The sequence below is a fragment of the Gracilimonas sp. genome (genome assembly GCF_040218225.1).
Taxonomy (GTDB): domain Bacteria; phylum Bacteroidota; class Rhodothermia; order Balneolales; family Balneolaceae; genus Gracilimonas.
Genome location: NZ_JAVJQO010000004.1, coordinates 56,875 through 68,815, shown reverse-complemented (window position 1 = coordinate 68,815; position 11,941 = coordinate 56,875). Strand labels below are relative to the sequence as shown.

11 protein-coding genes are annotated in these 11,941 nt (G+C 42.3%); 8 read left to right on the top strand and 3 right to left on the bottom strand.

The annotated features are described in order from the left end of the window. Nucleotides 1-41: 41 nt before the first annotated feature. The 6 genes from RIB15_RS04260 (at nucleotide 42) to RIB15_RS04235 (ending at nucleotide 4,693) form a co-directional block, all read left to right on the top strand. A complete protein-coding gene (locus RIB15_RS04260) occupies nucleotides 42-1,511 on the top strand; it encodes a tetratricopeptide repeat protein (protein WP_350200911.1) in 1,470 nt (489 codons plus the stop codon). Nucleotides 1,512-1,592: 81 nt separating this feature from the next. After that, on the top strand, nucleotides 1,593-2,381 hold the full coding sequence (locus RIB15_RS04255) for a hypothetical protein (RefSeq protein WP_350200910.1): 789 nt from the start codon (nucleotides 1,593-1,595) through the stop codon (nucleotides 2,379-2,381). A 13-nt stretch (nucleotides 2,382-2,394) separates the two neighbouring features. Beyond that, nucleotides 2,395-2,727, top strand: coding sequence for a TraR/DksA family transcriptional regulator (locus RIB15_RS04250; protein WP_350200909.1), 333 nt, complete (start codon nucleotides 2,395-2,397; stop codon nucleotides 2,725-2,727). Nucleotides 2,728-2,809: 82 nt separating this feature from the next. Next, the gene (locus RIB15_RS04245; RefSeq protein WP_350200908.1) at nucleotides 2,810-3,712 is read left to right on the top strand and encodes a DMT family transporter; all 903 of its coding nucleotides are present in this window, start codon (nucleotides 2,810-2,812) and stop codon (nucleotides 3,710-3,712) included. Nucleotides 3,713-3,806: 94 nt separating this feature from the next. After that, nucleotides 3,807-4,250 carry a MarR family winged helix-turn-helix transcriptional regulator gene (locus tag RIB15_RS04240; RefSeq protein WP_350200907.1) on the top strand — a complete coding sequence of 148 codons (444 nt, stop codon included), beginning with the start codon at nucleotides 3,807-3,809 and terminating at the stop codon, nucleotides 4,248-4,250. Nucleotides 4,251-4,315: 65 nt separating this feature from the next. Then, nucleotides 4,316-4,693: a VOC family protein gene (locus RIB15_RS04235; protein WP_350200906.1), complete on the top strand. Its 378-nt coding sequence runs from the start codon at nucleotides 4,316-4,318 to the stop codon at nucleotides 4,691-4,693. Nucleotides 4,694-4,699: 6 nt separating this feature from the next. On the opposite strand, the gene ppgK is transcribed toward RIB15_RS04235, so the two are convergent. Both ppgK and secA read right to left on the bottom strand, forming a co-directional pair. Further along, nucleotides 4,700-5,461 (bottom strand): polyphosphate--glucose phosphotransferase, encoded by a 762-nt coding sequence (ppgK, locus tag RIB15_RS04230; protein ID WP_350200905.1) that lies wholly within the window; start codon nucleotides 5,459-5,461, stop codon nucleotides 4,700-4,702. Nucleotides 5,462-5,560: 99 nt separating this feature from the next. Continuing rightward, nucleotides 5,561-8,953, bottom strand: coding sequence for a preprotein translocase subunit SecA (gene secA, locus RIB15_RS04225; RefSeq protein ID WP_350200904.1), 3,393 nt, complete (start codon nucleotides 8,951-8,953; stop codon nucleotides 5,561-5,563). A 391-nt stretch (nucleotides 8,954-9,344) separates the two neighbouring features. On the opposite strand from secA, the gene RIB15_RS04220 reads away from it, so the two are divergent. Continuing rightward, nucleotides 9,345-9,644 carry an isoamylase early set domain-containing protein gene (locus tag RIB15_RS04220; protein WP_350200903.1) on the top strand — a complete coding sequence of 100 codons (300 nt, stop codon included), beginning with the start codon at nucleotides 9,345-9,347 and terminating at the stop codon, nucleotides 9,642-9,644. A 96-nt stretch (nucleotides 9,645-9,740) separates the two neighbouring features. Continuing rightward, nucleotides 9,741-10,520, top strand: a complete 780-nt coding sequence (locus RIB15_RS04215) for a biotin--[acetyl-CoA-carboxylase] ligase (protein ID WP_350200902.1) — start codon at nucleotides 9,741-9,743, stop codon at nucleotides 10,518-10,520. A 111-nt stretch (nucleotides 10,521-10,631) separates the two neighbouring features. On the opposite strand, the gene RIB15_RS04210 is transcribed toward RIB15_RS04215, so the two are convergent. Then, a complete protein-coding gene (locus RIB15_RS04210; protein ID WP_350200901.1) occupies nucleotides 10,632-11,858 on the bottom strand; it encodes an aminotransferase class I/II-fold pyridoxal phosphate-dependent enzyme in 1,227 nt (408 codons plus the stop codon). Nucleotides 11,859-11,941: the final 83 nt, after the last annotated feature.

Here is an 11,941-nt window from a genome sequence, read left to right as displayed (position 1 = left end):
TTTGTATATCAATATTAAGTAGTCCAATAAATCTCAGAGTCATGAAAAAATACTTCTCTTTACTTCTGATAGTTACTCTCTTCATCTTTATTCCGGTTGAATCTGTTGCCCAAAATAAGCTTTTAGGTAAAATTGATTTCCCGAATTCAGGTGCTGAAGCCGCACAGGCTGATTTTATCGAGGGAGTAAAGTTCCTGCATAATTTTGAATATGATGATGCAGCGCGGGCTTTTCAGCGGGCACAAAAAAAAGATCCCAACTTTGTGATGGCTTATTACGGAGAGGCTAAGTCCCATAATCATCCCATCTGGATGCAGCAGGATCGCGTGGCTGCAATGGCAATTTTAAGCAAGCTGGGTGAAACGGTGGAAGAGCGACAAAAAAAAGCATCTGCACAAAGAGAAAAAGATCTGCTGATGTCGCTGGAAGTGCTCTACGGAAATGCAGAGAACTCAAAAGGCCTCTCGAAAGAAGAACGGGATGATTTGTATATGGAATTTATGAAAGGACTTCATGAAAAATATCCTGAAGATCATGAAATTACAGCCTTTTATGGCCTGTCCATTTTAGGGACTGCCCATGAAGGGCGGGATTTTGCCATTTATATGAAAGCTGCAGCTGAGTTATTTGATGTTTGGAATGCAAATAATGAACATCCCGGTGCAGCGCATTACCTGATTCATTCTTTTGATGATCCTGTTCATGCTCCGCTCGGCTTGCCGATGGCGAAAGCTTATTCAGAAATCGCACCGGCTGCGGCTCATGCACAACATATGACCTCGCATATTTTCCTCGCATTGGGAATGTGGAAAGAAACCATTGATGCCAATATTGTAGCTCGTGATGTACAGCAAACCCGCCAAAAAGAGCTGGACGAGAAATTAACTGTTTGTGGTCACTATCCCTGGTGGTTACAGTATGGATATCTTCAAGCCGGAGAAAAAGAGAAAGCCCGGGAGGTTTTGTTGAACTGTTACGACCGAATTAAAAAAGAACCAACCGGAGGAGAGAAGTGGCACTTTTCAGTTATGAGGGGGCACTTCGTGGTGGATAGCGAAATGTGGGTGGCAGCTGAGGAATGGAAAGCTGAATATGAAACCGGAAACAGAGCCGGGCAGAATTATTTCTTTACCTCAGCTTTTGCGGCCATAAAAATGGGAGAGCTGGAAAAAGCCCGTGAAAATCTGGATAAACTGATGGAAGTACCGGAAAGTCCGGACCGGAACATCCAGATGAACCAAATTAAGAGTTTGTTGCTCATTGAAGAAGGCAATAAAGATGAAGGATTTGAACTGCTTAAAGAAACTGCAGTGGCTGAATCTGAATTACCCATAGACTTTGGGCCACCTACCATTGTAAAACCATCCTATGAATTGCTAGCCGAAGTTTTAATGGAAGCGGGAAATTACGAAGAGGCTATTGATGCTTATGAAAAACAACTGGAACGCACTCCTAAGCGTAGAAAATCCTGGCTTGGGAAAGAACAGGCAACAGGTTTAGCATCGCAATAAAGCTCTTCAAGACACTATTCTAACTTGAAATTTTGCGGCATTCTTCTACTTTAAAGTAAGGGTTAACAAATGGAGTGCGGTATGAAAAAGGTTACTTTGCTTACGTTAGTCGTAATGTGTCTCATTTCTATTTCTGCCTATTCGCAAACTGTAGAGGGCGCTTATCTGAATATAGATTACCTGAAAGTTGAGACAGAGAATATGGTTGAGTTTGAGGAGTTGGTAAACTCAAACTGGGAAGCAATTCTGGAGAAGGAAGTAAACTCCGAAGATATAAGTGGGAGCTATTTCTATAAGGTTGTCTATCCCGGGGGCAGCCTGAGTAAATATAATTATGTGCTTGTAAGGACATATGAGAATCTCGATGATATGATGGCTGAAGGAGAAAGGCTCAACGAATTGCTTTCAGCAGATAAAAAAGAAATCCTGACAAAATCACTTGCTTTGGCAGACTATCAGTATTCCGAACTATGGAAAACTGAAGCTGGTGTTATGAGTATAATGGATTCGAAGCCAGGAGGATATGCAGTTATAAATTTTATGAGGGTAAAGCCCGGAATGGAAAATCAGTATCTCGCCTTAGAAAATGACATTGCCCGGCCTTTGCACGAAGAACGCATTCAACAGGAAAAAATGCATAACTGGCGGACTTATTCCCTTATGAAACCCGGTGGTGTAGGGTATGATTATAATTTTATCACCGCTGATTTCTACGATAAAGTAAGTAATATCGAATATGGATTTACAAATGAAATTATGCAGAGCGTAATGCCCGGGGCTAACTTTACCGAAACAATGAACGCGATTATAGATACTCGCGAAATTGTGAATAGTGAACTTTGGAAGTTGCTTTTTTACCACGAAAAATAATGAACTGCTGATAATGACAGATTCAGAAAAGATCAGACTTAAAGAAATTATTGGGTCAAGAATTCAACAGACTAAGAATGACATTGCTGAGCTTCAGGAGCTGGTAAAGCCCATTCCCTTAGATGCTTCCATAGGCAGAGTTTCAAGGATGGACGCTATTAATAACAAAACTATTAACGAATCATCTTTAAGAGAGAAACTGCAACAGTTGAAAAAGCTGGAACGGGCTGAAGAGAACTCAGACTCGGGTAAATTTGGTATTTGTACCCGATGTGGAGAAGAAATTCCTTTTGGCCGGTTGGAATACATACCACATACTACCCGTTGCGTAAAATGTGTTGGCTAAAACTTTTGGGTTCGTCTGTTTTATTACAATTATTATTGAATCCAGTTGCTTACTATTTGCCGGTTAAGTAAAATCGGCAGCTTTGAAAAACATCGTTTTATATCTCATACCGGCTCTTATCTGGGGCTCAACCTGGTTCGCCATTACCTTTCAGGTTGGAGAAGTTGATTCTATTGTTTCTGTCAGCTATCGGTTTTTACTGGCAGGGCTTATTCTGCTTGGCTACTCAAAAATCAAGAAGTTAAATCTTAGTTATACTCTGTCTGAGCATGGGTTTATTTTCTTGCAGGGATTGTTTCTGTTCGGTTTTAATTACTGGATGGTGTATTTGGCTGAGCAGACACTCACGAGTGGATTGGTAGCCCTTATCTTTTCTACTATGCTGTTTATGAACATTTTCAACAGCCGGATTTTTTTGAAAAACGTTATTCCCTGGAAAGTTTATGGTGGTGCTTTTCTTGGGTTAATAGGAATCGTGATGATTTTTTATCGGGATTTACTCAGTTTTTCTTTTTCAGATGCAGCATCCATTGCATTGTTACAAGCGGTTGGGGCTTCCTATATAGCATCTCTGGGAAACATCATTTCAGCCAGGAATCAGTCTGCAGGATTACCCGTTCTCCAAACAAATGCAATTGGTATGACTTATGGAGCAATTGCCATGGCTGTTGTTGCACTGGTGGTTGGCTACCAGTTTTCGTACAGCCTTGAATTTTCATACAGCTTGTCTTTGCTGTACCTGGCAGTATTCGGGTCTGTTTTTGCTTTTGGGGCTTATCTGAGTTTAATAGGTCGAATTGGAGCAAGCCGGGCAGGATACGTGCAACTTGTGGTCCCGATAATTGCACTTATCCTTTCAACTATTTTTGAAGACTATACCTGGACATCAGCGGGTGTATTTGGTGTCATCTTCATTATTTCCGGAAATTTTATAGTGCTTGAACGCGGAAAAACAAAACAAGCTCCGCTTTCCCAAGAGGTTTAACCGCTAGCATAATACTTAAAAGAGATCTGTTTGAACATTAATGTTTAGACATTATATTTGTCACAATTAAATCATCTGCAAATAACCCGATCTTATGAGTACAAATGCTACTGCAACTGCTCAAAAAAACGTATGGCAAGAACTGCGCAACAATATCTGCGAAACTGAAGTCTGGCTTCGAACGGCCATCAAGGATTTTCTGGAGGAATTTGAAGTTACCCAGCAACAGCTTTCCATTTTAAGAATATTGAAAGCAGCAAATAACGAGCCTATGTCCACCAAACAAATACAGGCAGAAATGATGGACAAAAGCTCAGATACCTCACGGCTGGTAGACCGGCTCATAAAAAAGGGCTTGGTCCGGAAACGAAAAGATCCGAAAGACGGCCGGTTAATACAGGTGTTTATCAAGTACGAAGGGCTAAGATTACTCGCCCAGATAGAAGACCGGATTCATGAGCTTGATGATGAATTTACGTTACTCTCGGAGGAAGAAGCAGAGCAACTGAATTTACTGCTCGAAAAAGCCCGTTCTTGAATTTAATATCTCCATAACGTACTATCGGGCAGTCTTTTAAACAATCGGGATGGAGGAATATATTAATGAATAATGCGATTAACTGGTTCGAAATACCTGCAAACGATATTGACAGGGCAAAGAAATTCTATGAAACTATTTTTGAATTTGAAATGCCTGATCTTGATATAGGGGATGGTTTGCGAATGGCTCTTTTCCCGGCTACTACGGGAACAGTTGGAGGTACGATTATTCAGAATAAGGAGTGGTATTTTCCCAGCGACAGTCACGGGCCATTATTGTATCTGAATGCCAACCCTAATCTTCAGCCGATTCTTGACCGGGTAGAAGATGCCGGAGGTAAAATCATGATTCATAAAAGACTTATCACAGAAGACAATGGATATATGGCCGTGATTCTGGATAGTGAAGGAAACCGAATTGCCCTTCATTCTAATGAATAAGTAATCCTACCGGTAGAACTCTTTATTCTTAAGCTGAACCGAAGCCGCATAATAGGCTGCACCCACAATACTTGCATTATTGAGCAGGCTGGCGGCCTTAAACTTGGTTTTTATTTTGATATAAGGAAAAGTTTTATCGGCTTTTTTGGAAAGCTGCCCTCCCAGTATAAAAAGGTCAGGATGGAAAAGTCGTTCATACTGTTCTAAAACTAACTGTAGTCTTTTTCCCCAGGTTTTCTTTCGGATTCCTTCTTCTTTACGAACCCGGTTTGAGGCTCTCTCTTCAATGCTGATGCCTTTGATTTCTATCTGTCCAAGTTCGGTATTGGGTACCAGTGTTCCATCAACAAATAAGGAGGAGCCAATTCCGGTGCCAACTGTCAAAACAATAACGGTACCGCGCTGTTCTTTCCCTACGCCAAACTTCATTTCGGCTAAGCCGACAGCATCGGTATCATTAATCACACTCACATTACACCCGGTTATTTCAGTGAAAAGATGGTCCGCATCTGCATCAACCCAACCCTGATCCATGCGGGTAGTAGAAAGTACAATGCCTTTACTGGTTGCTGCAGGGAAAGCGCACCCGATAGGTCCTTCCCAATCGAATTTCTTAACGACCTTATGTAACTTAGAGATGAGTTTGTGGGGGCGGGTATCTTCAATTTTGTCGGTAGTGCGCTTCTTGGATACAATCTCTCCCTTCTCTGTATCCACAATAGCACCTTTGATGCCATAACTCCCAATATCGATCCCTAAAACTTCCACAAATCCGGTGTTTAATTAGTTCGCGACAAACATAGCGAAAAAAAGTTTAGGTACATAGCAGGGACGCAAGATTTTGCGCCCTGCTATGGTGCAGATAGATTATTTCTCGACTACAACCCAGCCTTCTTCATCCACCATACGCTTAGCGTATTTCCATTTTATTTCCTTGGTTTCGCCGCTATTCATATTCTGAACCGTTACATAATCATTTCGGCCGGGTTCATCAGCAACTTCCACAGGCTGTCGCTTAGCGTTTCCGCCCTGCGGTTTCTGACCACCATTTTGTTGGGGTTGAGGAGCTTTGAGCCCCATGCCGGTAGAATCTGCATGCTGAGTTTCCATGGAGGAAGTATCAAAACGTGACTTTTGCTTTTGAGCAGTCTCCAGCTTGGAATCTTCTGCCTGCACTTCAGGCACAGCTTTCCAGATTAATGAGATCGCTTCTTGATTGATATCATCCAGCAGCATTTTGAACATATCAAATGCTTCACGCTTGTATTCCAGCAGCGGATCCTTTTGTGCAAAAGAACGCAGTCCAATACCTTCTTTAACAGAATCCAGCTCACGAAGATGTTCCATCCATTTCTGGTCGATGATAGACAAGATGGCACTTTTCTCAAGCGAGCGGGCTACTTCGCGACCTTCATTTTCAAGGGCAGACTCAACACCTACCACGATACGCATGCGGCGAATACCATCCGTGAAAATAACCTGTACTTTGTCAGGCCGGTTTTCCGGTTTGGCTTCTGTAATTCGCTTCATAACCTGATAAAGCGGTTTGGCCATGCGTTCTTCTTTCTTTCTATAAGCCTGAATAGCCTTTTCAATAATATGATCTGCAAGATCTCGTTCGTTCATGTTGAACCACTTCTCACGATCATAATCTACATCTACAGCAAGGTGTCGTAAAACGGATTCATGAAGACCATCGTAGTCGCCTGCTGCCACATGCTGTTCAACCAGTGACTCAACCAGGTCATCCAGCATATCCATAATATCAGTTCGAAGCTGATCTCCTGACAAGGCATGCTTTCTGCGCGCATAAATTACATTACGCTGGTTGTTAAGCACGTCATCATACTCCAGTTGTCGCTTACGAATACTGAAGTTATTCTGCTCTACCTTCCCCTGAGCTCGTTCCAGCGATTTGGTGATCCACGGATGGGTAATTACTTCGCCTTCTTCAAAGTTGAGTTTGTCCATTACATTGGCAACCCGGTCGCTCATAAACAATGCCATCAGGTCATCTTCCAGAGATACATAAAACTGTGATTCACCGGGATCACCCTGACGACCGGCACGCCCTCTAAGCTGCAAATCAATACGACGCGATTCATGTCGTTCGGTACCTAAAATCGCGAGTCCGCCTTTTTCTTTGACACCTTTAGCCAGTTTGATATCGGTACCACGACCAGCCATGTTGGTAGCTACGGTTACAGCTCCGATCTCACCGGCCTGTTTTACAATTTCACTTTCCTTGGCGTGCTGTTTGGCATTAAGCACGTTATGAGGAATTCCTGCTCGCTGCAACATGCGGCTAAGCTTCTCAGATACATCCACACTGGTAGTACCTACCAGAACGGGTTGTCCGCTTTCATGGTACTCACGGATCTTCTCTATAGCGGCATTAAACTTTTCCCGCTTCGTTTTAAAAACGAGATCTTCTTTATCATCCCGGGCAATGGGTCTGTTGGTAGGAATGACCACTACATCGAGTTCGTAAATCTCATTGAATTCTCCCTCTTCCGTCTCTGCAGTACCCGTCATACCGGCAAGTTTGTTGTACATACGGAAATAATTCTGAAGGGTAATGGTGGCATAGGTTTGAGTGGAAGCCTCAACTTTTACTTCCTCTTTAGCCTCAATTGCCTGGTGCAAGCCATCCGAATAACGACGGCCGGAAAGTACCCGTCCGGTGTGCTCATCAACGATATTTACCTTCCCATCCTGAACGATGTACTCTTCTTCACGTTCAAAGTTGGTATAAGCTTTTAATAGCTGGTTTACGGTATGAATACGATCTCCGCGCTCTGCAAACAGACGATGCAGGTCATTGAACTTACGTTCACGTTCCTGTCGTACTTCCTGCTTGGTTTCGGAGATTTTTTTCTCTTTATACTCTTCACTGAACTCATCATTTCTCTTTATTTCATCCAGTTTTTCTTTTTCGAGCTCTTCAATCTCTTTTTCAATAACAGCCGTTTCTTCCCCTAAATCCGGAATAACGAAAAAGTCTTCATCCTCTCCCTTTTTGGTGATGAATTCACGACCTTTTTCAGTCATCTCGATGGAGTTCATCTTGGGATCGACGGCGTAGAACAGATACTCATCCACCACAGGCATGTTTTTGGCATTATCCTGCAGATAGAAAGATTCAGTGCTTTGTATCAGTTTCTGAATCTTGGGATCCTGCTGAAGCTTTCTGAGCTGTGAATTTTTAGGGAAACCCCGGACGGCACGGAAAAGGGCCAGTCCAGCTTTCTCCTCATCACCTTCATCCAGCAGATCTTTTCCTTCCTTCACAAGATTGGCGACCAATTTCTTTTGAGCATTTACCAGCGATTCCACACGAGGCTTCATTTCCACGTATTTGCCGGATTTATTGTCTTGGGGAACCGGACCTGAAATAATAAGCGGTGTACGGGCTTCATCAATCAGGATGGAATCCACCTCATCAATAATGGTGTAATGATGGTCACGCTGAACCAGTTGCTCCTGTTCAACCACCATGTTATCCCGAAGGTAGTCGAAGCCAAATTCATTGTTGGTTCCGTAAGTAATATCGGCTTTATAAGCTTTTCGGCGCTGTTCTGTACTCGGTTGGTAGCGGTCTACACAATCCACATGCAATCCATGGAAATTGAAAATCGGTTCATTCCACTCAGCATCACGCATTGCCAGGTAATTGTTTACCGTTATAATGTGGACGCCTTTTCCGGCTAGCGCATTCAGGTAAGCCGGGAAGATGGCAACCAGTGTTTTACCTTCACCGGTTTTCATCTCAGCGATACGCCCCTGATGCAGTACAATAGCGCCAATTAGCTGAACGTCATAAGGAACCATTTCCCAGGTAGTCTCATTACCACCTACTTTCCATGACTTTCCGACAAATCGTCGGCAGGTATCTTTAAGCACAGCAAAGGCTTCAGGCAAAATGTCATCTAAAACCTCTTCAATGATATCCAGTTCCTGCTGTTCCAGTACATCCAGATGTTCGGCCATTTCGCGGTGTTCGCCGGGGGCGAGATTTTCAATATCATCCAGATGCTTCTTGATCTCTTTGATCTCAGCTACCGTTTCAGCAGTAGCATCTTTAATTTTTTGCTTGAATTCTTCCGTCTTAGCCTTTAATTCATCATCACTGAGCTGCTTCATTTGCTCTTCGTAGCTCTTGATTTCATCTACGATAGGCTGAATTTTTTTGATGTCCTTCTCACTCTTGGAACCAAAGACTTTGGTAATGACTTTACCGACAGTTTCTAATATATCCATAATGGGGTACTCGTACTCTGCGAATAATTTTTTTGTGTGGGTTGAAGTTAACCTTATATCAAGGGCGGTTCAACTGTTTGCACGTTAATGATTACAAATATCCTGCCATAATTAATTTTGACAGGAATGCTGGGGAATTGCTCCTTGCACACTTAATAATATACCTTTAATAGGTTTTTAATTTGTTAATCTAAACACGTTATGCTTTACAATAGATTAGTATTAGAATCGCTTTCAGAGTGTTTTTATTTAATTACTTAATTAAATTAACTTAAATAATTTAGTTTTATAAAAAATATGAGTTACATAATTACTGAATTATTCTTGTTTAGATTTAATTTTATAAATAGATTTCAAGTGTTCTAAATCTCTATGAATAAATCCTCCTGTTATGATTTCCAAAGAATTCACTCCAAAAAGAACCGTTTGTAAAGTAACCCTGACACTGCCTGCTGAATGGGCAGAAAAAGAAGTGGCTGTTGCCGGCGACTTTAACGACTGGGACACCGCTTCTGAGAAGCTCGAAAGGAAAAAAGATACCTGGACAACCACCCTGCGCTTGAAACCTGAGCACGAGTATAAGTTCAAGTATTACATCGATGGCGATCATTGGGTAAACGACGACGCTGCCGATAAATATGTCCCCAATGAATTTGGCACCGAAGATTCTGTAGTTTCGATTGGTAAGTGAGCATCTGGCCTGAATATTTTTGCTGGAACATTACTGAGTTTATTTTACTTTGTATGAACCGGGACAGGTTAGTATTCACTAATTCGGAATTATATTTTGTTCGATACAGAACTATTTGAAAAGCATTTAGCTACGTCCTGGCTGGGGCGTAGCTTTTATTTTTTTGAGGAATTGCCCTCAACCAATTCTTACGCCAAGCAATTAAATGGTGAATCCGTATACCACGGAGCGTTGGTTTTGACCGATCATCAAACCGGGGGAAGAGGTCAGTATGATCGAAAGTGGAAAGCAGAACCCGGGAAAAACCTAACCTTTAGTCTCGTTTTTGAACCTCAAAAAGCCGAGCGTTTTACCCTTCTTACTTTAGCCTGTGCTCTTGCCGTTTCAGAAATTGTTAATTCCTGCGCTGAGGTTGAAACCAAACTGAAATGGCCCAACGATATTCTCTGTGACAATAAAAAACTGTGTGGTATTTTAACGGAAACGCAGTTCTATGGAAACAGGCTAGACCGGGTGGTTGTAGGTATTGGGCTAAATGTAAATCAAACAAAATTTGACGGGGAGTTGTCAGCCAAAGCCACTTCTTTGTGTAATGAATGTGGAGAGGCGTTTTCCAGAGAGAAAGTGATGGCTGATATACTTCAAAAGATTGAATATCGGTATCGGTTATGGAATCAGTTCAACACGGATTTAGTAAAACAAATAAACCGGGCGCTAATAGGCTTTGGGCAATGGACGCATCTGGAAGTGAATAACGAAAAGCTGGAAGAAGAATATAAGTTTCTCGGGGTGAATGAAGCCGGGTCTCTGATTGCACTCAATAAAGATTTTGATATCCGAACCTTTTCTCACGAGCAAGTGCGGGTTAATATTTAATCAAGGTCATTCCGTAGCGTATCCTGGGATGACAAAAGCGGGATAGTATCAAATAAAAAAAAGCCCGCTTGAATGAACAAGCGGGCTTTGCTGTCTAAAACGGTATTTTTATTAAGCGCTGAGTTTCTCAGCAGCTTCAAAAACAAACTCTTTAATGGCATCAAAAGCCTTGAGTGTTTTCTCGATGTGCACATCGTTATGAGCAGCGGTAGGAATGAGGCGAATCAGTACCGTTCCTTTTGGAACTACCGGATACGCCACACCACTTACAAATACGCCATGCTCTTCACGAAGCTTGCGCATAATATCCTGGCAGAGATCGGTACTACCTTTAGTCAGAACCGGGGTAACCGGACTTTCAGATGGCAATACGGTATAACCCAGGTCACGAAGCCCTTCGCGGAGCTTCAGTGTATTATTCCAAAGTTGCTCTCTCCACTCCGGATGATCTTTAATCATCTGCAGGCGCTTACGAGCGGTAACTGCCATTGGCAGAGGAAGTGATTTTGCAAATACCTGACTGCGAGAGTTTGCTTTCAGGAATTCAATAACCCGTGGTTCAGAAGCTATAAAAGCTCCGATTAAAGCAAATGATTTTGCAAAAGTACCGAAGTAAATATCAATACCATCCTGAACGCCCAGGTGAGTTCCTGTACCAGAACCATCTTTACCCATTGTTCCGATGCCGTGGGCATCATCAACAAGCAGGCGGAAAGGCACTTCTTTCTTAAGCTCGATAATTTCTTTAAGGATACCGAGGTCTCCGGTCATACCGAAAACACCTTCAGTTACTACAAGAATAGAGGAATTATCTTTTCTTTTCTTATCCGCACGATAAAGTTGCTTTTTGAAGCTTTCAATATCGTTGTGTTTGAATACGGATTTGTCAGCCATCGCCAGCTGCTTTCCATCTACAATACAAGCATGACTCAACTCATCATAAATGAGAAAATCATTGCGATCAACCAGGGAATGAATCGTGCTCATGATTCCCTGGTAGCCATAATTCAGAAGCTGAGCTGATTCTTTGTGAACAAAAGCTGCCAGTTCTTCTTCCAGTTTTTCATGCTCGGTTGAATTACCCGTCATGAGTCGTGCTCCCATTGGGGCACTTAAGCTATACTTTTCTGTAGCAGCAGTGTCTACTTTTTTAATTTCTTCATTACTGCCAATGCCCAGATAGTCGTTAATACTCCACACGACCATATCTTTGCCGTTGAACTGCATTTCCGGCCCTAAAGGTCCTTCTAATTTTGGGAAAGTATAGTACCCGTATCCTTCCGAGGTGAATGGGCCAAGTGGACTTGGTCGGCCCTCTAGCTTATCAAATAAATCCATATATATACGCTGAGATTTTCTCTGTAATTTTGATTAGAGTGGCCGAATTGGCCATGCATAAAAGCGTGCTAAAGGTACGCAAA